The sequence below is a fragment of the Streptomyces sp. NPDC005202 genome (genome assembly GCF_040608235.1).
Lineage (GTDB): Bacteria > Actinomycetota > Actinomycetes > Streptomycetales > Streptomycetaceae > Streptomyces.
Map to the genome: position 1 here is coordinate 186,533 of NZ_JBEXHW010000009.1, position 25,653 is coordinate 212,185.

At 69.8% G+C, this 25,653-nt stretch carries 23 protein-coding genes, 2 pseudogenes and 1 riboswitch; of the genes and pseudogenes, 8 read left to right on the forward strand and 17 right to left on the reverse strand.

Annotation, left to right across the window (positions count from 1 at the left end; all coding sequences use genetic code 11):
• The 8 genes from ABZV31_RS16985 to ABZV31_RS17020 form a co-directional block, all read right to left on the reverse strand.
• The coding region (locus ABZV31_RS16985) for a dipeptide ABC transporter ATP-binding protein (RefSeq protein WP_355894022.1) at nucleotides 1-1,215 on the reverse strand (1,215 nt) is incomplete at its 3' end.
• A 23-nt stretch (nucleotides 1,216-1,238) separates the two neighbouring features.
• Nucleotides 1,239-2,336 carry an ABC transporter ATP-binding protein gene (locus ABZV31_RS16990; protein WP_355894025.1) on the reverse strand — a complete coding sequence of 366 codons (1,098 nt, stop codon included), beginning with the start codon at nucleotides 2,334-2,336 and terminating at the stop codon, nucleotides 1,239-1,241.
• Complete coding sequence (locus tag ABZV31_RS16995) at nucleotides 2,333-3,331, reverse strand: ABC transporter permease (RefSeq protein WP_355894028.1); 999 nt, start codon at nucleotides 3,329-3,331, stop codon at nucleotides 2,333-2,335. The genes ABZV31_RS16990 and ABZV31_RS16995 overlap by 4 nt, the downstream gene beginning before the upstream one ends.
• A gap of 109 nt (nucleotides 3,332-3,440) precedes the next feature.
• The gene (locus ABZV31_RS17000; protein ID WP_355894031.1) at nucleotides 3,441-5,231 is read right to left on the reverse strand and encodes an ABC transporter substrate-binding protein; all 1,791 of its coding nucleotides are present in this window, start codon (nucleotides 5,229-5,231) and stop codon (nucleotides 3,441-3,443) included.
• A 70-nt stretch (nucleotides 5,232-5,301) separates the two neighbouring features.
• Nucleotides 5,302-6,309, reverse strand: a complete 1,008-nt coding sequence (locus tag ABZV31_RS17005) for an ABC transporter permease (RefSeq protein ID WP_355894033.1) — start codon at nucleotides 6,307-6,309, stop codon at nucleotides 5,302-5,304.
• A gap of 334 nt (nucleotides 6,310-6,643) precedes the next feature.
• Nucleotides 6,644-7,441 carry an enhanced serine sensitivity protein SseB C-terminal domain-containing protein gene (locus ABZV31_RS17010; RefSeq protein ID WP_355894036.1) on the reverse strand — a complete coding sequence of 266 codons (798 nt, stop codon included), beginning with the start codon at nucleotides 7,439-7,441 and terminating at the stop codon, nucleotides 6,644-6,646.
• Nucleotides 7,442-7,625: 184 nt separating this feature from the next.
• Entirely contained in the window at nucleotides 7,626-8,417 is a 792-nt protein-coding gene (locus tag ABZV31_RS17015) for an enhanced serine sensitivity protein SseB (protein WP_355894039.1), read from the reverse strand.
• A 195-nt stretch (nucleotides 8,418-8,612) separates the two neighbouring features.
• On the reverse strand, nucleotides 8,613-9,302 hold the full coding sequence (locus ABZV31_RS17020; RefSeq protein WP_355894041.1) for an AAA family ATPase: 690 nt from the start codon (nucleotides 9,300-9,302) through the stop codon (nucleotides 8,613-8,615).
• A gap of 178 nt (nucleotides 9,303-9,480) precedes the next feature.
• A riboswitch (glycine riboswitch) is annotated at nucleotides 9,481-9,580 on the forward strand.
• A 152-nt stretch (nucleotides 9,581-9,732) separates the two neighbouring features.
• On the opposite strand from ABZV31_RS17020, the gene gcvT reads away from it, so the two are divergent.
• The 7 genes from gcvT (at nucleotide 9,733) to ABZV31_RS17055 (ending at nucleotide 16,573) form a co-directional block, all read left to right on the forward strand.
• On the forward strand, nucleotides 9,733-10,851 hold the full coding sequence (gcvT, locus tag ABZV31_RS17025; protein WP_355894043.1) for a glycine cleavage system aminomethyltransferase GcvT: 1,119 nt from the start codon (nucleotides 9,733-9,735) through the stop codon (nucleotides 10,849-10,851).
• 189 nt (nucleotides 10,852-11,040) lie between these two features.
• Nucleotides 11,041-11,418, forward strand: a complete 378-nt coding sequence (gcvH, locus tag ABZV31_RS17030; protein WP_355894045.1) for a glycine cleavage system protein GcvH — start codon at nucleotides 11,041-11,043, stop codon at nucleotides 11,416-11,418.
• 27 nt (nucleotides 11,419-11,445) lie between these two features.
• On the forward strand, nucleotides 11,446-12,708 hold the full coding sequence (glyA, locus tag ABZV31_RS17035; RefSeq protein WP_355894108.1) for a serine hydroxymethyltransferase: 1,263 nt from the start codon (nucleotides 11,446-11,448) through the stop codon (nucleotides 12,706-12,708).
• Between the two features lie 99 nt (nucleotides 12,709-12,807).
• Nucleotides 12,808-14,175 (forward strand): L-serine ammonia-lyase, encoded by a 1,368-nt coding sequence (locus ABZV31_RS17040; RefSeq protein WP_355894048.1) that lies wholly within the window; start codon nucleotides 12,808-12,810, stop codon nucleotides 14,173-14,175.
• A 93-nt stretch (nucleotides 14,176-14,268) separates the two neighbouring features.
• Nucleotides 14,269-15,300: a phosphatidylinositol-specific phospholipase C domain-containing protein gene (locus ABZV31_RS17045; RefSeq protein ID WP_355894051.1), complete on the forward strand. Its 1,032-nt coding sequence runs from the start codon at nucleotides 14,269-14,271 to the stop codon at nucleotides 15,298-15,300.
• 93 nt (nucleotides 15,301-15,393) lie between these two features.
• Nucleotides 15,394-15,951, forward strand: a complete 558-nt coding sequence (locus ABZV31_RS17050; RefSeq protein WP_355894054.1) for a GH25 family lysozyme — start codon at nucleotides 15,394-15,396, stop codon at nucleotides 15,949-15,951.
• A 79-nt stretch (nucleotides 15,952-16,030) separates the two neighbouring features.
• Entirely contained in the window at nucleotides 16,031-16,573 is a 543-nt protein-coding gene (locus ABZV31_RS17055; protein ID WP_355894057.1) for an MOSC domain-containing protein, read from the forward strand.
• 80 nt (nucleotides 16,574-16,653) lie between these two features.
• Here ABZV31_RS17055 and ABZV31_RS17060 read toward each other — a convergent pair whose 3' ends face one another.
• From ABZV31_RS17060 to ABZV31_RS17070, 3 genes and pseudogenes are all read right to left on the reverse strand, one after another.
• Nucleotides 16,654-17,046, reverse strand: a complete 393-nt coding sequence (locus ABZV31_RS17060) for a zinc-binding dehydrogenase (protein WP_355894058.1) — start codon at nucleotides 17,044-17,046, stop codon at nucleotides 16,654-16,656.
• A gap of 74 nt (nucleotides 17,047-17,120) precedes the next feature.
• Nucleotides 17,121-17,333, reverse strand: coding sequence for an EF-hand domain-containing protein (locus ABZV31_RS17065; protein ID WP_355894111.1), 213 nt, complete (start codon nucleotides 17,331-17,333; stop codon nucleotides 17,121-17,123).
• A gap of 58 nt (nucleotides 17,334-17,391) precedes the next feature.
• Nucleotides 17,392-18,305, reverse strand: a pseudogene (locus ABZV31_RS17070) (MerR family transcriptional regulator).
• On the opposite strand from ABZV31_RS17070, the pseudogene ABZV31_RS17075 reads away from it, so the two are divergent.
• A pseudogene (locus ABZV31_RS17075) lies at nucleotides 18,304-18,986 on the forward strand (GNAT family N-acetyltransferase). The pseudogenes ABZV31_RS17070 and ABZV31_RS17075 overlap by 2 nt on opposite strands.
• Nucleotides 18,987-19,083: 97 nt before the next feature.
• Here ABZV31_RS17075 and ABZV31_RS17080 read toward each other — a convergent pair.
• From ABZV31_RS17080 to ABZV31_RS17105, 6 genes are all read right to left on the reverse strand, one after another.
• On the reverse strand, nucleotides 19,084-20,274 hold the full coding sequence (locus tag ABZV31_RS17080) for a hypothetical protein (protein WP_355894061.1): 1,191 nt from the start codon (nucleotides 20,272-20,274) through the stop codon (nucleotides 19,084-19,086).
• Nucleotides 20,274-21,074 (reverse strand): polysaccharide deacetylase family protein, encoded by an 801-nt coding sequence (locus tag ABZV31_RS17085; protein ID WP_355894064.1) that lies wholly within the window; start codon nucleotides 21,072-21,074, stop codon nucleotides 20,274-20,276. Before ABZV31_RS17085 ends, ABZV31_RS17080 begins: the two co-directional genes overlap by 1 nt.
• Before the next feature lie 106 nt (nucleotides 21,075-21,180).
• The gene (locus ABZV31_RS17090) at nucleotides 21,181-21,684 is read right to left on the reverse strand and encodes an ATP-binding protein (protein ID WP_355894067.1); all 504 of its coding nucleotides are present in this window, start codon (nucleotides 21,682-21,684) and stop codon (nucleotides 21,181-21,183) included.
• A 273-nt stretch (nucleotides 21,685-21,957) separates the two neighbouring features.
• Complete coding sequence (locus ABZV31_RS17095) at nucleotides 21,958-22,725, reverse strand: enoyl-CoA hydratase-related protein (RefSeq protein WP_355894070.1); 768 nt, start codon at nucleotides 22,723-22,725, stop codon at nucleotides 21,958-21,960.
• An 88-nt stretch (nucleotides 22,726-22,813) separates the two neighbouring features.
• Nucleotides 22,814-24,049, reverse strand: coding sequence for an Ig-like domain-containing protein (locus ABZV31_RS17100; RefSeq protein ID WP_355894072.1), 1,236 nt, complete (start codon nucleotides 24,047-24,049; stop codon nucleotides 22,814-22,816).
• Nucleotides 24,050-24,212: 163 nt separating this feature from the next.
• Nucleotides 24,213-25,439, reverse strand: coding sequence for an Ig-like domain-containing protein (locus ABZV31_RS17105; protein ID WP_355894075.1), 1,227 nt, complete (start codon nucleotides 25,437-25,439; stop codon nucleotides 24,213-24,215).
• Between the last annotated feature and the right edge of the window lie 214 nt (nucleotides 25,440-25,653).

The following is a 25,653-nucleotide window of genomic DNA, read 5'->3' on the forward strand; positions in this document are numbered from 1 at the left end:
ATCCGAGGCCGACTCGGCTGCCTCCGCCTCCGCGGCCTCCACCTCCGCGGCCACCGCCGCCGACGTCGCCGCCGACTCCGCCAGCACCTCGTCGGCCACCAGCTCCGCCGCCTCCTTCGCGGCCGACAGCAGCACCGTGTCCTGCGGGGCCTGGTCCTCGAAGTTCTCGGGGTGGTGGCAGGCGACCCGCTGACCCGGCTTCAGCTCCTTGAGCGGCGGCTCGGTCGTCCGGCAGATCTCGGTCGCCTTCCAGCACCGGGTGTGGAAGCGGCAGCCGCTCGGCGGGGAGATCGGCGAGGGCACGTCGCCCTTGAGCAGGATGCGCTCGCTCTTGGCGTTCTTGCGCCGCGGGTCCGGGATCGGCACGGCCGACATCAGCGCCTTGGTGTACGGGTGCATCGGCGCCTTGTACAGCGAGTCCCGGTCGGCCAGCTCGACGATCTTGCCGAGGTACATCACCGCGATCCGGTCCGAGACGTGCCGGACGACCGACAGGTCATGCGCGATGATCACGTAGGTCAGGCCGAGCTCCTGCTGGAGGTCGTCGAGCAGGTTGACGACCTGCGCCTGGATGGACACGTCCAGCGCGGACACCGGCTCGTCCGCGACGACGAGCTTCGGGTTGAGCGCGAGCGCGCGGGCGATGCCGATGCGCTGGCGCTGGCCGCCGGAGAACTCGTGCGGATAGCGGTTGTAGTGCTCGGGGTTGAGGCCCACGACCGACAGCAGCCGCTGCACTTCCTTCTTGATGCCACCTTCGGGCTCGACGCCCTGGAGCCGGAAGGGAGCGCCGACGATCGTGCCGATGGTGTGACGCGGGTTCAGCGACGAGTACGGATCCTGGAAGATCATCTGCACGTCGCGGCGCAGCGGACGCATCCCGCTGACACCGAGGTGCGTGATGTCCTTGCCCTCGAACTCGATGGTGCCGGCGGTCGGTTCGAGCAGCCGGGTGATCAACCGGCCCATCGTCGACTTGCCGCAGCCGGACTCGCCCACGACGCCGAGGGTTTCGCCGGACCGCACCTCGAAGTCGAGGCCGTCGACCGCGCGGACCGCGCCGACCTGGCGCTGGAAGAGGCCCTTCTTGATGGGGAAGTGCTTCTGGAGCCCGGTCACCTTCAGCAGGATCTCGCCGGGCGCGGCGTCCTTGGTGAGGGTGGCCGTACCGGAGGCCTCGACCTGCGCGCCGTCGCTCTGTGCAGGGATGCTCACTGCCTTGTCCTCTGCGTTCTCACTCACAGCTTCGGCGCAATCTCTTCGGTCCAGATCCGCTCCCGCTGCTCCTGCGTCATGTGGCAGGCGGCCCAGTGCCGGCCGCCGACCTCGGTGAGCTCGGGACGGACCGTGCGGGTGACGTTGTCCTTCGGGATGTCGGCGTACGGGCAGCGCGGGTTGAAGGCGCAGCCGGACGGGACGTTGATCAGGGAGGGCGGGGAGCCCTTGACCGGGATCAGGCGCTCCTGCTGCTCACGGTCGAGGCGCGGCATCGAGCCGAGCAGGCCCCAGGTGTAGGGGTGCCGGGGCTCGTAGAACACCTTCTCGGCCGGGCCCCGCTCGACGCAGCGGCCGCCGTACATCACCAGGATGTCGTCGGCCAGCTCGGCGACGACGCCCAGGTCGTGGGTGATGACGATGACCGCGGAGCCGAACTCCTTCTGCAGGTCGCGGATCAGGTCGAGGATCTGCGCCTGGACGGTCACGTCGAGGGCGGTGGTCGGCTCGTCCGCGATCAGCAGCTCGGGGTTGTTGACCAGCGACATCGCGATCATCGCGCGCTGGCGCATGCCGCCGGAGAACTCGTGCGGGTAGTTGTCGACCCGCTTGTCGGGCTGCGGGATGCCCACCCGGTCGAGCATCTCGATCGCCCGCCTGCGGGCGGTCTTCTTGTCGACGTCGTGGTGGATGCGGTACGCCTCCACGATCTGCTGGCCGATCGTGTAGTACGGGTGCAGCGCGGACAGCGGGTCCTGGAAGATCATCGCCATCTCGCGGCCGCGCAGCTTGCGCACGTCGTCGGGGTCGGCCGACAGCAACTCGGTGCCGTTCAGCCAGATCTCGCCGGAGATCTGCGCCTTGCGCTTGCCGTACTGGCCGGCGGTGTGCAGGCCCATGATGCCCAGCGAGGTCACCGACTTGCCGGAGCCCGACTCGCCCACGATGCCGAGGGTCTTGCCCTTCTCCAGCTGGAAGCTGAGCCCGTCGACGGACTTGACCAGGCCGTCGTCGGTCGGGAAGTGCACCTTCAGGTCGCGCACTTCCAGGAAGGCGGTCGGGGCGGGCGAGGCGGGGGTGGGCTCGCCCACGGCCGCTCCGCTCTTGCTGAGTTCGGTCATGCGAGCCTCACTCGGGGGTCGATCACGGCGTACAGGACGTCCACCACGAGGTTGGCGAGCAGCACCGCGAGGGAGGTGATCAGGGTGACGCCCAGGATGATGGGCAGGTCCTGGTTCCTGATGGCGTTGAGCACGGCCTGGCCGAGGCCGGGCAGGTTGAACGTGGACTCGGTCAGGATCGCGCCGCCGATGAGGGCGCCGAGGTCCATGCCGAGCATGGTCAGGATGGGCGTCATCGTGGAGCGCATGGCGTGCTTGCCGATGACGGTCTGCTCGCGCAGGCCCTTGGCGCGGGCGGTGCGGATGTAGTCCTCGCCGAGGACCTCCAGCATGGTGGCGCGGGTGATGCGGGCGTACATCGCCGCGTAGAGGAACGCGAGGGTGATCCACGGCAGGATCATGCCGCCGAGCCAGCCGGTGAAGCTGTGGTCGAGGGGCACGTACTCCGCGTCGATCCAGTGCAGGCCAAAGGCGAAGATCGCCAGGCTGAGCATGCCGGTGAAGTAGATGGGGAGGGAGACGCCCGCGAGGGCGACGATCATCGCACTGCGGTCCCAGAGGCTGCCGCGCTTGAGCGCGGAGAGGACACCCGCCGCGACACCGAAGAGCAGCCACAGTACGGCGGCACCGAGCGCGAGACCCAGGGTCACCGGGAAGCGGTCGGTCAGCACCGGCCACACGGCCTGTTCGCTGCGGAAGGAGTAGCCGAAGCACGGCGCGGCGCAGTGGGTGACGTCGCCGCCGGCCGCGTAGGTGCGGCCCGCGAAGATCCCCTTGAAGAACTCCCAGACCTGGACGTAGATCGGGTCGCTCAGGCCCAGCTTCTCCCGCACCGCCTGGACGGCGGCGGGGTCCGCCTGCTTGCCCACGAAGCTCGCGGCAATGTCGACGCCCGCCCACTTGGGGACGAGGAAGAAGATGCCGAAGACCACCATGATGATGACCACCAGCATCACAGCGGCGGCGAACAGCCGCCTGATGAGGTAAGCGAGCACAGCTTACGGCCCGCCGCGGACCGCGGGCCCCGGAGATTGTCCGGTGGCCCGCGGTCACGCCGCGCCGGCCTTCACCTGCCTTTCGTGCCGTACGGCGGGTGTGCCGGGTTTACTTCGTGGACTTCAGACCGAGGTTGACGAAGTCGTACATACCGCTGTAGGCGTCGGTCGTGTACACGTTCGCCAGCCGGTTCGAGCGCCAGTTGATGAACCTCTCGAAGACGAACGGCAGGTAGTAGCCGCCCTCCATGACCTTGTGGTTGATCTCCGTGGCGATCTGGGTCTTCTTCGAGTCGTCCAGCGAGTTGACGTACTGGTCGAACAGGCCGTCGATCGTCTTGTCCTTGATCAGGGCGTAGTTGTTGTTGCCGCTCTGCAGGATGTACTTGCTGTCCCACAGCGGCAGACCGAAGCCCTGGACGGACGGGAAGTCCGGGCCCCAGCCCATGATGATGATGCCGTAGCCCTTCTTCTTCACGTTCGAGGGGCTGCCGATGATGCCGGTGGTCTGCGAGCCGTCGAACTGGTCGATCTGGACGTTGATCCCGACCTTCTTCAGCGACGCCTGGAGGGACTCGGCAGTGGCCACCTCGACCGGCTTGTTGTTGCGGACGGCGATGGTGGTGCTGAAGCCGTTCGGCTTGCCGCAGGCCTTCAGCTCCTCCTTGGCCTTGGCGACGTTGCCGTTCTTGTTGGCGCCGGCGAGCTCGTACGGGTCGTACTTCTGGCCTTCGGAGCCCGGAACGGACGGCGGCAGCATGTTGGTGCCGATGTCACCGCCGGCGACGGGGCCGCCGCGCGCGGTCTGCAGCGAGACGTGGTCGGCGCCGTAGATGACGGCCTTGCGGCAGTGGATGTTGTCGAACGGCTTCACGCTCTGCGGGAAGACCGCGTAGCGGATGTAGCCGGAGACCGGGTTGTCCAGGTTGGCCTTGTGCTGCTTCAGAGCGATCTGGCGGCCCTGCGGCGACATGCCGGTCTGGTTGAGGTCCAGGTCGTAGTCACCGGCGATCAGGCGCTGGTCGAGGTCGTTGGCGTTCGAGAAGAACTTGACCGTGATCTTGTCCGGGTACGCCTTGCGGATCGGGTCCGAGGACGCCTTCCAGTTGGTGTTGCGGACGAGCGTCAGGTCCTTGCCCGGGTTGTACGACTCGAACTTGTACGGGCCGGAGGAGAACGGGTGCAGCTGGTACTTGGACTTGGTGTCCTTGTCCTGGCGGACCGGGGAGGCCGAGACCAGGGCCAGCATCTTCTCGAAGTCCGAGTTGGCCTTCGGCAGGTGGAAGACGATGGTCTTGTCGTCCGGCGTGTCGATCGCCTTCAGGCCCAGGTGGTCCTTGGCCTTGTCCTTGTAGGGGCCCTGGTACTTGCCGTCCGGGTCCAGGACGTCCTTCAGGTAGGTCGGGCCGCCGGACAGCACGTCCTGCGCCCACACGCGCTCGATGCCGTACTTGACGTCCTTGGAGGTGATCGGCTTGCCGTCCTCCCAGGTGATGCCGTCGCGCAGCGTGTACGTGTAGGTCTTGCCGCCGTCGGTGACCTTGGCGAGACCGGTGGCCAGGTCCGGAGTCAGCTCGGCGCCGGCCTTGCCCGGCTCCGTCTTGTTCGTGACGAGCTGGCGGCTGTAGTAGCGCGCGAAGTTCCACATGAAGCCGTAGTAGCCGCGCGTGGTGTCCCACGAGTCGGCGTCCTGGGCCGCACCGAACTTCAGGGTGCCGCCCTTCTTGGCCGCGGAGGCCTGGGCGACCTTGTTGTTGGCGGCGTCGAAGCCGGCCGCACCGTTCTTCGAACCACCGCCGTCGTTGCCGCCGCCGCACGCCGCCGTGGTCAGCAGCGCGGCGACCACGGCGGCAGCGGCCATGGCCTGCTTGCGCCGCCCTGAGGTGCGTTGGGTAGTCACGATCTCGGATCCTCCGGAATTGATGAGAGACCCCGTGTGTAGTGCCACGGGTCGCTTGGGGTACGGCAGTTCAGCGGGAGCCCTTCGGGTCGAGCGCGTCGCGCACGCCGTCGCCGAAGAGGTTGAAGGCAAGAACGGTGATGAAGATCGCCACGCCCGGGATCACCATGTACATGGGGTCCGAGTCGTAGTAGTCGATCGCGTTCGAAAGCATCTGCCCCCAGGAAGCCGTGGGCGGCTTGACGCCCACGCCCAGAAAGCTGAGTGCCGCCTCGGTGAGGATGTTGGTGGGGATCATCATCGTCGTGTACACGATGATCGGCGCGACGAGGTTGGGCAGCAGCTCCTTGAAGAGGATGTAGAAGCGCCCAGCGCCGAGCGAGCGGGCGGCCTCGACGTACTCGCGTTCGCGCAGCGAGAGCGTCTGGCCGCGCACCACGCGTCCGATGTAGGGCCACCCGAAGAAGCCGATGACCAGGATCATCACGAAGACGCGCACGCCGGTGCCGGTCAGGCCCAGCATCTGGTTCGGCATGACGGAGACCAGCGCGATGATGAACAGCAGCTGCGGGAAGGCGAGCAGGCCGTCCATGACGCGGCTGATGACCGCGTCCACCCAGCCGCCGAAGAAGCCGGCCAGGATGCCGAGGATGGTGCCGAGGACGACGGCGACCACGGCGGACAGGAAGCCGACGAGCAGCGAAATCTGGGCGCCGTAGAGGATGCGGGCGAAGATGTCGCGGCCGCTGACCGGTTCGACGCCGAAGAAGTGGTCACCGCTGATGCCGCCGAGGGAGCCCGCCGGGGTGCCGAACAGCGGGTCGATCAGGTTCTCGTGGTGGGTCTCCGGGTCCTGGCCGACCGCGTGCGCGATCACGGGCGCGAGGATCGCGACCACGATGAGGAAAAGCACGACGATGCCGCCCGTCAGGGCGAGCTTGTCCCGCTTCAGGCGCTCCCAGGCGATCCGGCCCAGGGAACGCCCCTGGACGGCCTTCGCGCCGGCGGTGGCAACCGCCGCTTCGTCGGCCGCGCTCGGGGCTGCTTCCGCGGTCGGCTCGTGCAATGGTGCCGTCATCAGGCAGGGACCCCTCTCAACCGGCGGTAGCCGGCCCGCACTTGCCGCTGTAGCGGCATGATCACTCCGTCGTACACAGGGCGAACGCCCCTTGGTGCGGGAGTCTTCAACGCTTTGGCGATCTGTTGCCAGACTTGACGGGGAATGGATGCCTAAACGTGATGCAGGCTGGGGGGTTCCGTTATCCGGACAGTGGGTAACGGGGGGCGGACGCGGGCCAGTTGGGGCAATCGCGGCGAGAATTGGACTATTCTCCCTGATCTACGCGCGGAGAGGGGCTTCCGGTACCGGTAGCCCGTGCCGGCGATGAGGAGGGAGGGACTGGAGGGACCGGTCAGTAGCCGCCACGGACCGGCGGGTAGCCGTACCCGGCCGCCGGCGCCTGGGCGGGGGCGGCGTGGGCCTCGCGGTCGTAGAACGGGCGGGCGTTGGCACGCATCCACATCGCGACCGGGTCGTACTCGTCGGACATCGCGACGGTCGACACCGGCAGCCCGTCAGGAACGGCGCCGATGGACTGCTGCATCATCGCGCGCACCGAGTCGACGGCCGGGGGCGAGGTGTCGTACACGTCCAGGCCGATGGCGAGGTACGGCGCCCCGAGTGCGGGCTGCACCCAGGCGCGACGCAGCGAGCGGACCGCCGGGGTGCGGTGGGCGTTCTGCGTGAGCAGGGCGTAGAACTGCGGGACTTCGATGGCCGGTTCGGACAGCCGGAGCGGGCCCGCGGGCTGGCGGTCCAGGCCGGTGGCGATGCGGCGCAGGTCGAGCCAGGGGATGCCGACGCCGCCGCCCGGCGCGTGCGGATTCAGCCAGAGGCCGTAGTGGTCGGGGTAGAGGGTGCGGGCGACGTCGAGGCCGTCCACCACCTCGTACGACCGGTTCCAGCCGCTGGCCGACAACTCCTGGGCGGAGGTGACGCAGGGGGCGTAGCCGTGGCCGTCGACCTCCATGTGGCCGTACTGGGCGTCGGGGGAGCCGGCCTGGCCGTGCCACAGCAGCATCCAGACCTGGCCGGAGGACGGGGTCGCGAGCGCGCGCAGCAGCGCCTCGTAGGCGTCGTAACGCCCGGGCGTCACCTGGCGCAGCATCTGCTCGACCTGCCCGGCCGCGGCGGTGCCGCTCGCGCTCACTTTTACCGCCCTCTCGAGGATGTCATGGCCCATGGATATGAAACCAGCTTAGGTGGGTGGCCGACAGGAGCCGCCCAAGAGCTCGGGGCTTGCTGGCGTCCGGCGGCTGCGGGCTGGTTCGTGGCTGGTCGCGCCCACGCGGCAGAGCCGCATATCGATACAGCCCCGCGCCCCTCACGGAGTTTCAGTGGCCGTACTGATAAAAGGGCCGCACCTTCTCGCGCATCCAGTCGGCCACCGGGTCCTGGGCCACGTCCAGCAGGACCAGGTTGACCGGCCAGGTGACCGGGACCCGGCCCAGGGCGCGGCCGAGGGCGTCCATGGGCAGCGCCCGCAGGTCGCCCTCCCACTGGGACAGTTCGACGCCGATGAACATGACCGGGTCGGCGGTCTCGATGGCGGCGAGGCAGCGGCGGGCGGTGAGCACCACGCCGGTCTCGGCGAACTCGGCGGAGGCGGCGGAGAGGAAGTCCACCGGGTCCTCCTGCCAGTCGGGTTCGAAGAGGCGGACGCGGCCGCCGCTCGCCGGGCCGTCCAGCGGGGTCCGGCCCATCCGGCACAGTTCGGCCACGGCCGGCGGCGGCAGCGGGATGCCGACCACGCCCTCCGGGTTGACGGCCATGCCGATCTGCGGGGGCAGCCCGCGGGCGAACTCCACGGCGGGCGCGATGGTGTACGGCATGTGAGAGCCGGCGACCTGCCGGAACTGCTCCTCGGAGCTGAAGACCGGCACGTACGCCTGGCCCTCGATCTCCAGCGTGGGCAGGTCGAGCGGGCCGCTGTGCGGGCCTCCGCCGTTGGGCAGCGGCACCCAGAGGAAGCTGCGGCCGAGGACCTCGATGATCCGGCCGCCGGCCGACGGTATGCCGAGGGACGCCGACAGCACCTCCTCAAGCTCGTTGCCGGGCCATCCGCCGTGCGGGTGGGGGTGCGCCTGTGCCGGGAAGTCCGCGGGAAAGTCCGCCGGGAAGTCCATCTGCCTACCGCCTGCTGGGAACCACTGCTGTGGCTGAAAGGCTAGCGGGTGCCCGAGCGGAGTCCGTCGGCCCGGGAAGCCGATCCGGTACGGGCCCCCTCAACCGCGAAGCCGACCCGGTACGGCCCCCCTCAGCCCACGAAGCCGACCCGGTACGGCCCCCTCAACCCGCGAAACCGATCGGTACCGCCCCCCTCAACCCGCGAAACCGATCCGGCGCAGGACGTCCGCCGCGTCCCGGTCGAGCAGCACCGCCGAGCCGACGCCCTCGGGCAGGTTCCCCTTCTCCACCGCGCGCAGCAGACGGGCGACGGCCCTGCGGTGTCGCACGAAGGCGTACCGCGAGACGCCGCGGCCGCGCTCGCGCTGGCCGGCCAGGGCGGTGCCGGGCGTGACGTCGAGCAGGACCAGGTGCAGCGTGCCGCCGCGGCGGCGGGCGGCGCGGGCCAGCCAGCCGCGCACCCAGGTCTGCGTGCCGCAGTCGTGCACCACGACTCCCCCGCCGGAGCGCAGGGCGCGGCGCAGCCCGGCGTAGTGGGCGAGGCGGACGAGGGGGCGGTAGACCGCGTAGGGCAGGAGGCGGGGCATCCGGGCGTCCCAGCGGTCGCGAGTGTCCTGGGAGTCGACCCTGGTGCCCGGCACCGCGCGGTGCATCAGGGTGGACTTGCCGCTGCCGGGCAGGCCGGTGACCACCACCAGGTCGCGGGGGCCGAAGAGCAGGGCGTGCGGGCTGCGGCCGGCACGGTCGCGCAGGTCGCGGACCACCGGCGCGGGGCGCTCGCCGCACCGCCCGCGGGCCGTGGCTGCGGGCTGCCGGGGCAGGGCGAGGGCCTGCTCGGGCACTGCGAGCGCCGGGGTCGTCGCGGGCACTGTGGTCCTGTTCACCGTGGTCGTCCTCCCCTGGGGTGGGTCACAGTTCCCCTCCCCGCCGAGTGTAAAGAGAAGGTAATGCACGGTGTCTCGCGTTTTCGTTCGCGTACCGCCACAGGCCGGTTACAGATGCGGCCTGCCAGGATCGGGCGTGGCGTGCAATGATGTGCGCGCCAACTGCATACCGGCCGCTTGAATCCGCGCGGGAGAGTTCCCAGCAACCGTCTCGCTGGGGCGCCGAAGGAGCAAGTCCCTCCCTTGAATCTCTCAGGCCCCGTTACCGCGCGGGCGAGGCACATCTGAAAAGCGGGCCGCTGCTGAAGTGGCTCCACCCAAGGTGCAAGCCGTGATCGTCCGTCCGTCGGCGGTCATGGCGAACCTCTCAGGTTCCGATGACAGATGGGGAGGACAGTTCCTCGCCCGTCATGCCCTGGGAGACCGACCGATGAGCAGTACCGAACTCCGTCACACCGCGCTCGATGCGCTGCATCGCTCGCTCGGTGCGACGATGACCGACTTCGCCGGCTGGGACATGCCGCTGCGCTACGGCTCCGAGCGCGACGAGCACCTCGCCGTGCGGACGAAGGCTGGCCTCTTCGACCTGTCGCACATGGGCGAGATCACGGTCACCGGCCCGCAGGCGGCCGCCTTCCTGAACCACGCCCTGGTCGGCAACATCGCCTCCGTCGGCGTCGGCCGCGCCCGCTACACCATGATCTGCCAGGCCGACGGCGGCATCCTGGACGACCTGATCGTCTACCGGCTGGCCGAGACCGAGTACATGGTCGTCGCCAACGCCTCCAACGCCCAGGTGGTCCTGGACGCGCTGACCGAGCGGGCGGCCGGCTTCGACGCGGAGGTCCGCGACGACCGGGACAACTACGCCCTCATCGCGGTGCAGGGCCCCGAGTCCCCGGGGATTTTGAAGTCCCTCACCGACGCCGACCTGGACGGCCTGAAGTACTACGCCGGCCTGCCCGGCACGGTCGCGGGCGTCCCTGCGCTGATCGCGCGCACCGGCTACACCGGCGAGGACGGCTTCGAGCTGTTCGTGGCCCCGGCCGACGCCGAGAAGCTGTGGCAGGCGCTGACCGAGGCCGGCGCCCCGGTCGGGCTGGTCCCGTGCGGGCTGTCCTGCCGGGACACGCTGCGCCTGGAGGCGGGCATGCCGTTGTACGGGCACGAACTGACGACCTCGCTGACCCCGTTCGACGCGGGGCTCGGCCGGGTGGTGAAGTTCGACAAGGAGGGCGACTTCGTCGGCCGCGAGGCGCTGCTGGCCGCCGCCGAGCGGGCCGAGAAGAACCCGCCGCGGGTCCTGGTCGGCCTGGTCGCCGAGGGCCGCCGGGTCCCGCGCGCGGGGTACTCGGTCGTGGCCGGCGGCGAGGTGATCGGCGAGGTCACCTCCGGTGCCCCCTCACCCTCGCTGGGCAAGCCGATCGCCATGGCGTACGTCGACGTGGCGCACGCGGCGCCGGGCACGCCGGGTGTCGGCGTGGACATCCGGGGCAGCCACGAACCGTACGAGGTCGTGGCGCTCCCCTTCTACAAGCGACAGAAGTAGAGACTGGTCCGGCGGGGATCCTCGGCGTCCTCGGGCACCGGGTCCCGGCGTCCTCGAGCACCGGGTCCCTCGGTCCCTCAGGGCCCCTGGCCGCCCGCGCGTGACACCGGGCACATCCTCCCTGCTCACCACCGTTTCCAGCACTCCCCCATTCACCAGCACTCCCCCGCGTACAGGAGAATTCACGCCATGAGCAACCCCCAGCAGCTGCGCTACAGCAAGGAGCACGAGTGGCTGTCGCCCGCCGAGGACGGCGTCGCGACGGTCGGCATCACGGAGTTCGCGGCCAACGCGCTCGGCGATGTCGTCTACGCCCAGCTCCCGGAGGTCGGCACCACGGTGACCGCGGGCGAGACCTGCGGCGAACTGGAGTCGACCAAGTCCGTGTCCGACCTGTACTCCCCGGTCACCGGTGAGGTTACCGAGATCAACGAGGACGTGGTGAACGACCCGTCGCTGGTGAACTCCGAGCCCTTCGAGGGCGGCTGGCTGTTCAAGGTGCGTGTCGCGGAGGAGCCGGCCGAGCTGCTCTCCGCCGACGAGTACGCCGCCCACACCGCCGGCTGAGGAGTCGTAGCCCCCATGTCGGATAACATGTCGCTTCTGAACACGCCCCTGCACGAGCTCGACCCGGACGTGGCCGCCGCGGTCGACGCCGAGCTGCACCGCCAGCAGTCCACGCTCGAGATGATCGCCTCGGAGAACTTCGCCCCGGTCGCGGTCATGGAGGCGCAGGGCTCGGTCCTGACCAACAAGTACGCCGAGGGCTACCCGGGCCGCCGCTACTACGGCGGCTGCGAGCACGTCGACGTGGTCGAGCAGATCGCCATCGACCGCATCACGGAGCTCTTCGGGGCCGAGCACGCCAACGTGCAGCCGCACTCGGGTGCCCAGGCGAACGCGGCCGCGATGTTCGCGCTGCTCAAGCCCGGCGACACGATCATGGGTCTGAACCTCGCCCACGGCGGGCACCTGACCCACGGCATGAAGATCAACTTCTCCGGCAAGCTCTACAACGTCGTCCCCTACCACGTGGGCGAGGACGGCCTGGTCGACATGGCCGAGGTGGAGCGGCTGGCGAAGGAGGCGAAGCCGAAGCTGATCGTGGCGGGCTGGTCGGCGTACCCGCGGCAGCTGGACTTCGCCGCCTTCCGCCGGATCGCGGACGAGGTCGGCGCGTACCTCATGGTCGACATGGCGCACTTCGCCGGCCTGGTGGCGGCGGGCCTGCACCCGAACCCGGTCCCGCACGCCCACGTCGTCACCACGACCACCCACAAGACGCTGGGCGGCCCGCGCGGCGGCGTGATCCTCTCCACGGCCGAGCTGGCCAAGAAGATCAACTCGGCGGTCTTCCCCGGTCAGCAGGGCGGTCCGCTGGAGCACGTGATCGCCGCGAAGGCGGTGGCCTTCAAGGTCGCGGCGAGCGAGGAGTTCAAGGAGCGGCAGCGCCGAACCCTGGAGGGCGCCCGCATCCTGGCCGAGCGCCTGGTGAAGGACGACGTCCAAGCGGTCGGCGTCGATGTGCTCTCCGGCGGCACCGACGTGCACCTGGTCCTGGTCGACCTGCGGAACTCGGAGCTGGACGGCCAACAGGCCGAAGACCGGCTGCACGAGGTCGGCATCACGGTCAACCGCAACGCGATCCCCAACGACCCGCGCCCGCCGATGGTCACCTCTGGCCTGCGGATCGGTACGCCGGCTCTGGCGACCCGAGGCTTCCAGGCCGAGGACTTCGCCGAGGTCGCGGACGTGATCGCCGAGGCCTTGAAGCCGTCGTACGACGCGCCGGCGCTGAAGGCCCGGGTCAAGGCCCTGGCCGACAAGCACCCGCTGTACCCGGGTCTCGGCAAGTAAGTCACCTTCCGACGGGCACCGCGCACACTGGAGCACACGGGCGCTTTCCGGTGAGCGCGGTGCCCCACCCCAGCACCACCCCCGTATTGAGGAGTCACCGTGGCCATCTCGGTCTTCGACCTGTTCTCGATCGGCATCGGCCCGTCCAGCTCCCACACGGTCGGCCCGATGCGCGCGGCACGCATGTTCGCCCGCCGGCTGCGCAACGAAGGCCTGCTGGAGAAGGCCGCGTCGGTACGGGCGGAGCTGTACGGCTCCCTGGGCGCGACGGGCCACGGCCACGGTACGCCGAAGGCGGTGCTGCTCGGCCTGGAGGGGGAGTCACCGCGCACGGTGGACGTGGAGACGGCCGACGAGCGGGTGGAGACCATGAAGGCCTCGGGCCGGATCCGCCTGCTGGGCGAGCACGAGATCGCGTTCTCCTTCGACGACGACATGGTCCTGCACCGCCGCAAGGCGCTCCCCTACCACGCCAACGGCATGACCCTGTGGGCGTACGACGCCTCGGGTGCCGAGCTGCTGACCAAGACGTACTACTCGGTGGGCGGCGGCTTCGTCGTGGACGAGGACGCGGTGGGCGCCGACCGCATCAAGCTCGACGACACGGTCCTGAAGTACCCCTTCCGCACGGGCGACGAGCTGCTGCGCCTGACGAAAAAGACGGGCCTGTCCATCTCCTCGCTGATGCTGGAGAACGAGCGGGCCTGGCGCACCGAGGAGGAGATCCGCGAGGGCCTGCTGGAGATCTGGCGGGTGATGCAGGGCTGCGTGCAGCGCGGCATGACCCGCGAGGGCATCCTGCCCGGCGGCCTGAAGGTGCGCCGCCGCGCGGCCGTCACCGCACGCCAACTGCGCGCCGAGGGCGACCCGCTGGCGCACGCGATGGAGTGGATCACGCTGTACGCGATGGCGGTGAACGAGGAGAACGCGGCCGGCGGCCGGGTCGTGACCGCCCCGACGAACGGCGCGGCCGGCATCATCCCCGCGGTCCTGCACTACTACATCAACTTCGTCCCCGGCGCCGACGAGGACGGCGTGGTCCGCTTCCTGCTCGCCGCGGGCGCGATCGGCATGCTCTTCAAGGAGAACGCCTCCATCTCCGGCGCCGAGGTCGGCTGCCAGGGCGAGGTCGGCTCGGCCTGCTCGATGGCGGCGGGCGCCCTCGCCGAGGTCCTGGGCGGGACGCCCGAACAGGTCGAGAACGCCGCCGAGATCGGCATGGAGCACAACCTCGGTCTGACCTGCGACCCGGTCGGCGGGCTCGTCCAGATCCCGTGCATCGAGCGCAACGGCATGGCCGCGGTCAAGGCGGTCACGGCCGCCCGCATGGCGATGCGCGGCGACGGCTCGCACAAGGTCTCCCTCGACAAGGTCATCAAGACCATGAAGGACACCGGCGCCGACATGTCGGTGAAGTACAAGGAGACGGCCCGGGGCGGACTGGCCGTGAACATCATCGAATGCTGACGTGACTGTTGTTGGTCTAGGGGCTACCACACAGTAACTGCTCTCTCTCCTACGCTGCCGCCCAACTCGGCGACAGCGAAGGGGAATTGACGCATGCGTGTGGTGAGACGGCTGGCGGCGCTGGTGGGCGCCGCCACCCTGATGACGGTGGTACCCGGTAACGCCCACGCGGCGTCGCCGAAGTTCTCGGAGACGACGGCGATCGGGACGCACAACGCGCACGAGAAGGACAAGTACACCTACTTCGCGCAGGCGCTGGACTCCGGCGCCTCGCTGCTCGAACTCGACGTCTACACCGACAGCCTGAGCAGGCGTTGGCGGGTCAGCCACAGCAACCCGCTGGGCAACGACAACAACTGCGAGGCCGCGAAGACCCCAAGCGAGCTGTACAGCAAGAGCCGCAACCAGGACCTCGGCAGCTGCCTCGACAACATCGCCGCCTGGCACCAGCTGCACCCCGACCACCGGCCGGTCGTCTTCAAGGTGGAGATGAAGAACGGCTTCAACAACAACCGCGGGCTCGGCCCCGACGAGTTCGACACGCTGGTGCAGCACAAGCTGGGCAGCATCGTCTACAAGCCGTCCGACCTGCTGGGCGGGACGTACCCGTCGCTGGACGCGGCCGCGAAGGCCGACGCGTGGCCGTCCCGGGACGCCCTCAGGGGCAAGGTCCTCTTCGAGCTGATCCCCGGCACGGTGGAGCAGGCCAACCCCTTCGACCACTACTGGACGGACGAGGAGTACGGCGACCATCTGCGCGACCTGTACGCGGCCGGGAACGTCGCGGCGGCGCAGGCCTTCCCGGCCGCGCTGGGCGCCACGGCCGGCGACCCGCGCACCAGCCGCTACGACGCCTCGATCCGCCCCTGGTTCGTGTTCTTCGACGGCGACGCGGCGGCGTACGTCAACAACGGGTACGACACGTCCTTCTACTCCGCGAACCACTACATCCTGATCACGACGGACGCGGCCGGTGTGTCCCCGGCGATCTCCTCGACGAACCCCACCGACGCGGAAGTGGCCGCCCGCCTGTCCCTCCTGGCGGCGGACCACGCGAGCGTGATCACCTCGGACTGGTCGGCGAAGTCTGCGTCGGTACTGGGTTCGGTGGTCACGCGAGACTGACATTCGAACCGCCGGCAGGGATCGCCCGTACCTGTGGGGGGCAGAACCCAGACAACGACTCCTCTCCCCCCCACGGCACTTCAGGGAGTTCCCATGCTGCGTGGCATCGACGTAAGCGCGTTCCAGTCCTCCTCCTACGACACGGACGGCCTCTCCTTCGTCTTCATCAAGGCGACGGAGGGCCGTTCGTACGTCAACTCCAAGCTCAGCGCCCAGACCAAGCACGGCCGGGACGCCGGTCTGGTCGTCGGCTTCTACCACTTCCTGTGGCCCGGCAACGTCACGGCCCAGGCCGAGTACTTCGTCGCCCACGCCCCGGAGAAGCGGGGCGACATCCTCGCCGTCGACTGGGAGACCACCGGCGAGGGCACCCACGCCTCCAACGCCGAGAAGGACCAGTTCATCCGGAAGGTCAAGGAGCTGCGGCCGCACAACAGGGTGATCCTCTACGCGAACCTCACCTTCTGGCTGAACATCGACACGACGTCGTACGCGGGCGACGGCCTGTGGATCGCCGACTACGTCACGGCCGGCAAGCCTCGCATCAAGGCGAAGTGGCGCTTCCACCAGTACAGCAGCGACCCGCACGACAAGGACGTGGCGAACTTCTCCAGCGAGGCGGCGCTGCGCGAGTGGGCCGGGGGTGCATGACGGGTCTCCACCGAACCACCTCCCGTAGGCTCTGACCTGCGGTTCGACAGCGACCGCGGGATGAGGGGAGCTTCGGGGCATGGGTGGGACGATCACTGCGGTCAGCAGTAACGGGACGTACTCCTTCAGCAAGCCGAACCGGGAGAGCATCACGCTGCTGGCCGGGCTCGGGATGGAGGGGGACGTGCATGCCGGGGCGACGGTGAAACACCGGTTCCGGATGCGGAAGGATCCCTCGCAGCCGAATCTGCGCCAGGTGCACCTCATCCACGAAGAGCTGTTCGACGAGGTGCGGCCGGCGGGGTTCGAGGTGGCCGCCGGTCAGCTCGGGGAGAACGTCACCACCCGAGGGATCGATCTGCTGGGGCTGCCGACGGGCACGCGGCTGCACCTCGGGGCGGAGGCCGTCGTCGAGGTCACCGGGCTGCGGAATCCGTGTGCGCAGATCGACGGCTTCCGCAAGGGGCTGATGAAGCAGGTCGTCGGGCACGACGAAAACGGCCGGGTGCGGTTCTGGTCCGGCGTGATGAGTGTCGTCGTCACCGGTGGGGTGGTGCGGCCCGGGGACCCGGTGAAGGTCGAGCTGCCCGACGGGCCGCACCTGCCGCTCGAGGTCGTCTGAGCTCCATCAGGCGGTGGGCGTCCCGGATGCGGCTAGGCCGTCGAGGACCTCGCCGACGACCGGGCGGAAGCCTCTGTCGCTCAGGCCGGCGTTGAGGAAGGCGGCGGCGGCCGGCAGGCGTGGTGGAGGGTGAAGGGCCAGTTCCAGGGGATCTCGGCGGGGCGGCAGGCCAGCCGGCCGTATACCACCGCGGAGCCGCCCTTGGCGAGCGCGCCGGCGAGCGGGCGGAAGCCGGGGCCGCCGATCGCGTCGAAGATCACTTCGGCGCCCTTGCCGCCGGTGATCCGCCGCACCTCCTTCGCCACGGCCTTCGGGCCCCCGTCCCCGGACACGATCACCTCGGCGGCGCCCAGGTCCAGCAGCAGCCGCTTCTCCTCCGTACGGGTCGTGGCCGGCGGGACCGACGATGCGACGGGCGACCTGGGAGCAAGCGGGAGTTCGGGGTGGCGCCGGGGCAGTGCCGCAGGGGGCACTCCGGGGCCGGCTCGCGCACCGCATGACAAAGGGGCGCCCGGTCCCTCGCGGCCGGGCGCCCCTTGCGCCTGCGTCACTTGTTCAGGTACGCCCAGAACTCGTCGAACGACAGGACCTTGTCGCCGTTGAGGTCCCGGGTCCTGATGATGGCCTCCGCCACCGTCTCGGTGACGTTCCAGTCGCCCTCCTGGGCCAGAGCGGACTTGAACTCGGCGGCGGTGATGAATCCGTCACCGTCCGCATCGATCCGCTGGAACTGCTTGCGTGCTTCCTCGATGTCCGCCACCGATCCGCCCCTCTTCGTCATGCCTTGCGGTCTTGCTGTCCTACTGACGCAGGTCAGATTAGCCGCCCACGCCGGCCCGCAGCGCAGCGACCACCCAGGCGAACTCCTCCTCGTACGAGGACTGGGGATCGAGGCCGTTCACGACGGCCGACAGCTGACGGTACCGGGCGACCCGCGTGTTCGAGGCCGCTGTCAGGCGCTCCAGCACGGCGGCCCGGTCGGCGTCGCCGAGCAGCCCACGCAGCATGTCCTCGGCCTCCGGCGCCTCGGGCGGGATGCCCTGGCGCAGTGCCTCCCCGGCGAGCTGCACCAGCCGGCTCATGAACCACAGGGAGGATCCCGCCGGGACGTCCGGTCCCCGGTCCGCCGCGTTGAACTCGACCATCCGCCGCATCAGCGCGCGGAAGTCCGGGTCCTGGATCAGCTCGGCGAGCTCCACCCAGGCGTCCACCTGCTCGGGGGTGGGATCGTCGGGCAGGTTCGCCGCCATGAACCGCAGCCGGCGGCGGATGTCGGGTCCGCCGTGTCGATCCCCGCGAAGATCTCCGTCATGAAGTCCTCGACGATCCGCCTCCGCTCGGCAGCCGACAGCCGCGCCAGTTTGTTCATCAGGGTCATCTCCTCTGCGGTCGAACCGCGTCGCGCCACGGTCGACAGCACCGCACGGGTCACCTTCAGTGAGCTGATCTGCGCGTCCAGCGCCTTCACGTGCGCGGCCGCGACCTGCGCGACCGTCGTCTCGCCGGCCAGCACCTTGCGGACGTCGTCCAGGCCGAGGCACAGTTCGCGCAGGGTGCGGATCAGCTCCAGGCGGGCGACGGACGCGGCGTCGTAGAGGCGGTAGCCGCCCGCGGAGCGGGCCACCGGGGGCAGGGCGCCCTCGTCGGACCAGTAGCGGATGGTGCGTACGGTCAGGCCGGTGGCCCGGGCCAGCTCGCCGACGGTGAAAAGTCCGGTGCCGTCTTCGATCATGTCTGCGAGTCTGGGCCTTCCAGTGGGTGGAGACTCAAGGAGCGCGACGGTGGAGCCCCTGCGGGACGTTCTGGACGCGGCGGCGCGGGGTGTCTTCCCGCCGGCGGACGGCCGTACCACCGTCGTGCCGCAACCCTCCCACCGGGACGCCGGGGTCATCGCCTTCACCGCGCACTCCGTCGTGTTCACGGACGAGGATCCGCAGTGGGTGAACGAGAGCCTGCGGAGGGCCGAGTGCGACGCGCTCGCGGCGACCATGAACGCGCGGTTCCTCGCCGCCTTCGTGGAGCGGACCGGGCGGACGACCGACACGATCGACGTGCTCCTGGTGGGATCTCCGCTGCCCGGTGGTCCTCCGCTCGCGCTGCGGGAGATCGACGATTTCGCCCATCCCCGGGTCGTCAGCTCCCGCAGGCGCCGCGACGACGTGCGGATGTGGACGGCGGACGGCGGGGTGCTCGTCCTCGGGCGCGGGGTCGCGGGGCGGCTGGAGGTCGCCGTGGAGGTGGCGAGGGCGTACGGCACCGGGGGCTGGGGCGGGCGCTGGTGACGGCCGCCCGGCACCTCTCCGACGAGCCCGTGTGGGCCCGGGTCTCGGCGGGGAACGCCCGCAGACTGCGGGCGTTCCAGGCAGCCGGCTACCGTCCGGTGGGCTCGGAGGCGCTGCTCATCGCCCGCTAGGGAAGGGGCTCAGTGCCACGGCTCGTAGTACGGGTTGCTCTCGCAGCCGCTCGTGATGTGCGTCAGGTAGCTCAGGGCGTGCCCAAGTGCCTTCGGCTCAGCGGAAGATGCCCGTGTGGCCCAGCGAGTACCGGCCCGGCTGCGGGTAGACGGCGAGGCCGTGCGGGCCGCTGCCGACGTTGATGCGGGCGAGCTGGACGCCGGTTCGGGTGTCGATGGCGTACACCTCGGAGTTGTAGCGTCCCGACAGCCACAGGACCTTGCCGTCGGCGGAGACGCCGCCCATGTCGGGGCTGCCGCCTTCGGGCAGCTGCCACTTCTTGGTCAGCATGTTCTGGGTGAAGTCGAAGACGGAGACGGAGCCCTCTCCGCGGTTGGAGATGTACATCTCGCGGGAGTCGCGGCTGATGTACAGGCCGTGGGCGCCCTGGCCGGTGTACAGGAACGTCGGATTGCCGAACGTGGCACCGTCCAGGATCCACAGCCCGTTGGCCGACATGTCGGCGACGTAGAATTTCTTGCCGTCGGGCGAGACCTTCACGTCCTGCGGCATGGCGCCGTTGAAGTCCAGCTTCTGCTGGCCGACCACCTTCATCTGCGCCGTGTCGACCTTGAGCAGTTCGCCGCTGAACTCGCAGGAGGCGATGAAGTAGCGGCCGTCCAGGGAGAAGTCGGCGTGGTTGACGCCGGAGCAGCTGACCGGGACGGTCTTCACCAACTTCATCGTGTGCGCGTCACGGAAGGCGAGTTCGTGGTCGCGTGAGGCCATGACGACGGCGTACTTGCCGTCGGGGGTGAAGTAGAGGTTGTACGGGTCGTGCACGTCGACCGGCTTGCCCGCCTTGCCGGTCTTCGGGTCGATGGGGGTGAGGCTGTTGCCGAGGTCGTTGTTGACCCACAGGGTCTTCAGGTCCCAGGACGGGACGACGTGCTGGGGCTGGACGCCGACCGGGATCGTCTCGATGACCTCGTACGTCCCGGGGTCGATGACCGAGACGGTGTTGGAGTTGGTGTTGGGGACGTAGACCCGGGACGGGAAGTCCTTGACGACCGGGGAGAGCTTGTTCGGGCGGTCGGCGGCGTAGACGTCGGTCGGGTCCAGGACGGGCGGCATGCCGGGCAGGCCGTCGACCGCCTGCTTCCGCGGCTGGGGCTGGACGGGCGCCTTGCTGCCCAGGGCCTCGTTCGCCTGGTGCTCGGAGCCCCCGCTGCTGCAGGCGGACAGGGCGGTCAGCGCGGCACAGGCGGCGCCGGCGATCAGGATGCGGGTGATTCGGGTGGGATGCATCAGCTCAGCAGCTCCGTGGTGGTGACCGCGTGGAAGCCGCGGCGGACGAGTTCTTGGAGTACGGCGGGGAGGGCGGTGACCGTGTCCGGGTACCCGAAGTGCAGGCTCACCACGGATCCGTTCCGGACCTCGGCCAGGATGTTGCGGGTGATCGCGGGGGCGCCGGGGCTGGTGTAGTCGAGGGAGTCGACGTCGTACGACAGCACGTGCGGGTATCCGGCGCGGCGGGCCAGCCGCGCGACCAGCGGGGCGGCGGCCGGTGCGCGGGAGGGGCGGAACCAGGTGCCGATGGAGCCGGTGAGCCGCTTCAGGCGATCCGCGCAGGCGGTGATCTCCGACTGGGCGTCGGCCTCGGACATGGCGTTGATGGCGAGGTGGCGCTGGGTGTGGTTGCCGAGGTCGTGGCCGCCGTCGAGGATACGGCGGGCCATCTCCGGATGCTGGTCGAGCCAGGTGCCGACGGCGAGCACGGTGATGCGGGCGCCGTGCTTCTCGGCCTCGGTGAGCAGGGTGCGGGCGAGGGCGGGGTCGCCCTGGCCGTGGAAGGTGAGGGCGACGCGGGGCCGGTCGCGGGGGCCGTGGGTGATCTGGGCCGGCTGCCGGGGGAAGGCGCGGGGGGCGGGGGCGGCGAGGGGCGTGGCGGAGGGGTGGGGGGCGGGACGGGACGGGGTCGCGGTGGACGGAGGCGCCGTGGACGGGGGCGCACTGGAGCCGGAGGAGGAGCAACCGGCGGCGAGCGCTCCGCCGGCGACGAGCCCGGCGCCCGTACGCAGCACCCCTCGGCGGTCGGTCGTGGTCACCCGACCCATTTAAGGGTGAACGGGTAAGAAAACGGGCGATTCACACGTATGGAAACCTGCTGAGCGTCGGTCACCTGTCGGCGGCCGGCGTCGGGAAGCCCGGAGATCAGCGGTCCGCCACCCTCATCTCGAACCACGTCGTCTTGCCGCGCGGCAGCAGGTCCACGCCCCAGCGGTCGGCGAGTTTGTCGACGAGGAACAGGCCCCGGCCGCTGATGTCCATCTCCTGCACCGGCATCAGACACGGCAGGCCGCGGGAGGGGTCGCGGACCTCGACGCGGATCCAGCCGCGGCGGCGGCGCATGCGGAGGCCGAAGACGCGGGCGCCGGTGTGCCGTACAGCATTGCCCACCAGCTCGGAGACGAGTAAGACGGCGTCCTCCGTCATCTTCGGCGTCAGTCCCCACTGGCGCAGGACGACGACCTGGGCGAGCCGGCGCGCGGTGGCAGCGGACTCGGGGCGGGACGGCAACGGAACCTCTGCCTCCGTCGGATTGCCGAACAACTCCAGCGCCTTGAGTGCCCGTTCGTCCTCGACCGCAGGCGACCAGCGCGCCGCGGTCGCACGTCCCTGTCCCCGCGGCTGTTCGATGCCCTCCAGCCCCGCCATGCCCCCATCATGGCCGCCCGGGGGGCCCTCCGGGGCCGTTCCCGGGGAATACGCCCCCTGGACGCCCTCGTTACACGCCATTCGTTCGGCATATGCCAATGGTAGTTCGGAGCCCGGAACAGCCCCACTGGCCTGCGAAGACGGCTCGGTTGGAGGCAATCGACGGGCTCCCTCGACGAGGCAGGCTCAAGGCTGCCTCAAGGCTCCCATGAACCGCCCCATCGAGGGACCCGGATCAGACATCACGTCAATTGCAAGGGCTGCGGACGAGATTCAGAGAAATTTCGCCTTGCCGGGACCCTCCTCCACGAAGCTGCGCATCCCCCGCTCGCGGTCCTCCGTGGCGAACAGCCCGGCGAACCAGTTCCGCTCGACGGCGAGCCCGGTCTCCAGGTCCGTCTCCAGTCCCGTGTCGATCGACTCCTTGGCCGCGCGCAGCGCGATCGCCGGTCCCTGCGCGAGCTTCGCGGCCCACGCGTGCGCCTCGGTGTACACCTCGTCGGCCGGGACCACCCGGTCCACCAGGCCCAGCGCGAGGGCCTCGTCGGCCTTGACCTGACGGCCCGTGAAGATCAGGTCCTTGGCCTTGGAGGGACCGATCAGCCGGGACAGCCGCTGGGTGCCGCCCGCGCCCGGGATCAGGCCCAGCAGGATCTCCGGCTGGCCCAGCTTGGCGTTCTCCCCGGCGATGCGGTAGTCCGCGCAGAGCGCGAGCTCGCAGCCGCCGCCCAGCGCGTAGCCGGTGACCGCCGCAACGACCGGCTTGGGGATGCGGGCGACGGCGGTGAAGGAGTCCTGCAGGGCGCGGGCGCGCAGGACCATCGCCGTGTGGTCCATCACCTGCATCTCCTTGATGTCCGCGCCCGCCGCGAACACCTTCTCGCCGCCGTAGATCACCACGGCGCGCACGTCCTCGCGGCGGGTGGCCTCCTCGGCGAGCTCCTTGAGCCGGTCCTGTGTGGCGATGTCCAGCGCGTTCATGGGCGGGCGGTTCAGGCGGAGCGTGCCCACGCCCTCGGCGACTTCGAGAGTTACGGTCATGCCGAGCAGGTTAACGGGCACTAACGACAACCGGCCCGGTGCTCTCAGTCACACCGGGCCGTTGCGTCGGTAAAACCTCAGAAAAGCTCTACGCCTTCCACTTCTCCCACGACATGTTCCAGCCGTTGAACCCGTTGTCCGGGTCGACGGTCCGGTCGTGGGAGTTCTTGACGATCACCACGTCGCCGATGAGCGAGTGGTTGAAGAACCAGGCGGCCGGCACCTTGCTGTCGTAGCCGCCGCGCACGTCGCGCAGGCCGATGCAGCCGTGGCTGGCGTTGTAGTTGCCGAAGGCGTCGCCGCCCCAGTAGTTGCCGTGGATGAAGGTGCCCGAGGTGGTCAGGCGCATGGCGTGCGGGACGTCCTTGATGTCGTACTCGCCGCCGTAGCCGACCGTCTCGCCGTTCATGCGGGTCACCGTGAGCTTCTCGCTGATGACCATCTGGCCGTTCCAGGTGTCGTAGCCGGGCTTGCCGGTGGTCACGGCCAGCGTCTTGACGACCTTGCCGTCCTGCGTGACCTTCATCGTGTGCTTCTTGGCGTCCACGACGGAGACCTGGTTGCGGCCGATGGTGAAGGAGACGGTCTTGGTCTGCTTGCCGTAGACGCCGGGGCGGCCCTCGACGCCGTCGAGGTCGAGCTTGACCGTCACCTTGGTGCCGGCCTTCCAGTACTTCTCCGGGCGGAAGTCGAGGCGGTCGTTGCCGAACCAGTGGCCCTCGACGTCGACGGCCGGCTCCGTCTTGATCCGAATGGCCTTCTCGACGTCCTCGGGGTGCGTGATGCCCCGGGTGAAGCGGACGGAGAACGGCATTCCGACGCCGACGGTGGAGCCGTCCTCGGGGGTGAAGTAGCCGAGGAAGGTGTTCTTCGGGGTCAAGGTGGTGAAGCTGGAGTCCTCGGCCGCCTCGCGGCCCTGGGAGTCCTTGGCGACCGCGTGCACCGTGTACTTGGTGGCCGCGGCCAGGTGCGTCGACGGCGTCCAGGTGGCGCCGCCGCCGGTTATCCTCCCGGGTATCGCGGTGCCCTTGGCGTCCTTGACCTCGACCTGGGTGAGCCTCCCCCTGCTCGCGCCGACCTTGAGGACGCCGCTGGTGTCGACGGACTTCGCGCCGTCCTTGGGGGCTATGGTGACGACCGCCTGCGACTGCTTGCTCTCGGCCGTCCCGGAGTCCTTGCCCTTGCCGCCCCCGGCCCCCGAGCCTCCCCCGCCGCACGCGGTCACCGCGAGCAGCAGGGCGCCGGCCATCAGCGCCAGCCCCCTGCGGCCGCGGCCGAGTCCCCGCGCGTCAACCGACGCCCCCCATATCGGTCGCACGTTCAAGTCGTCTCCCCTCCCCGGGCCCGGTCAGGCCCGCACACCAGCGCTTCCACGCGCGTTGGCGCATATTAACCGCACGGTCAGGGCCGTCGAGGGCCGGCGATTGTCACTGTTCCGTCGCAACTTCGGACGCCCGACGAGGCTCAACCGCCGCATCCCCCCCGGGTTACTTCATGGCGCTGGCCGCCTGCCACTCCTTCCAGCCCATGTTCCACCCTCCGAGGCCATTGTCAGGAGCAACCTTTTTGTCATTGCTGTGCACGACCTCGACGACGTCGCCGACGAGGCTGCGGTCGAAGAACCAGCCCGCCGGAGTGTCGGACCCTCCGCCCTTGACGTCCTCCAGGCCCACGCAGCCGTGGCTGACGTTGACGTTCCCGAAGACGTCCGGGGACCAGTAGTTGCCGTGCAGGAAGGTGCCGGATTCGGTGAGCCGCATGGCGTGCGGGACGTCGGAGATGTCGTACTCGCCGCCGAAGCCGACCGTGCGGCTGTTCATGCGGGTGACCTCGAGCATCTCCATCACCACCATCTTCCCGTTGTACGTGGTGTTCTTGGGGGCCCCGGCCGTGATCGGGACGGTGGCCAGCAGCTCGCCGTCGCGCCAGACCTCCATGGTGTGCGCGGCCGCGTCGACGACGGAGACCTGGCTGCGGCCGACGGTGAAGGAGAACGTCTTGTACTGCAGCCCGTAGACGCCGGGCGCCCCCTCGACGTCCCTGAGGCGCAGGTCGACGGTGACCTGGGTGCCGGGCTTCCAGTACCGCTGGGGGCGGAAGTCGACGCGGGACTTGCCGAACCAGTGGGGGCGGATCTCCACGGCGGGCCTGGCGGTGACGTGGATGGCGCGCTCCACGGCGGCACGGTTGACGATCTCCTGGCTGAACTGCAGGGAGACGATCATTCCGGTGCCGACGGTGGAGCGGTTCTCCGGGGTGACGTAGCCGATGAAGCGCTCCTCGGGGACGTACGTGGTGAAGGTGGCGTGCCGGGCGGAGCGGCGCCCCTCGCCGTCGACGGCCACCGCGTCGACCCTGTACTTGGCGGCGAGGGCGAGCCGGTCGTCGTCGGGCTGCCACTGCCGGCCGTCGTGGGAGACGTGTCCGGGCACCGGAGTGTCCTGCGCGTCCTGCGACTTGACGACCTTCACCGACTCCAGGTGGCCGCCGGGTGCCCGCACCCGGAGCTTCTGGCCGGGGCGGACGCCCTTGCTGGCGTCGTCCGGCGAGATCCGGATGACGTCCTCGTCTGCCGGGGGTTTGCCGAAGACCCGGTCCAGCCCGTTCGTGCCGCCGGAGGTGCAGCCGGTGGCCCCGGCCAGTAGCCCTGCCCATGTCAGTACGGCGGCCAGTGCTGCCCTCGCGCGCCGTGCGCGCCCTTGTACGTGCCTCACGGGGTGCCCAACGACCGGCCCGCTCCCGGGAAACGTGAGTGCGAGGCAAGCTCTGGGCAGAACAGGGGGGAGGACAACGCGATGGGGAGCCGCGCCCCGTGAGTGAGCCGTAGGGGCGCGCCGGTGTCGAGAGGCCATGGGGGTCCCCCCTGCTCGAGGGAAGCCGAGAGCTTGGGGAGCGCGGAGGCCCGAAGGGCTGAGCACGGTCGGGCTC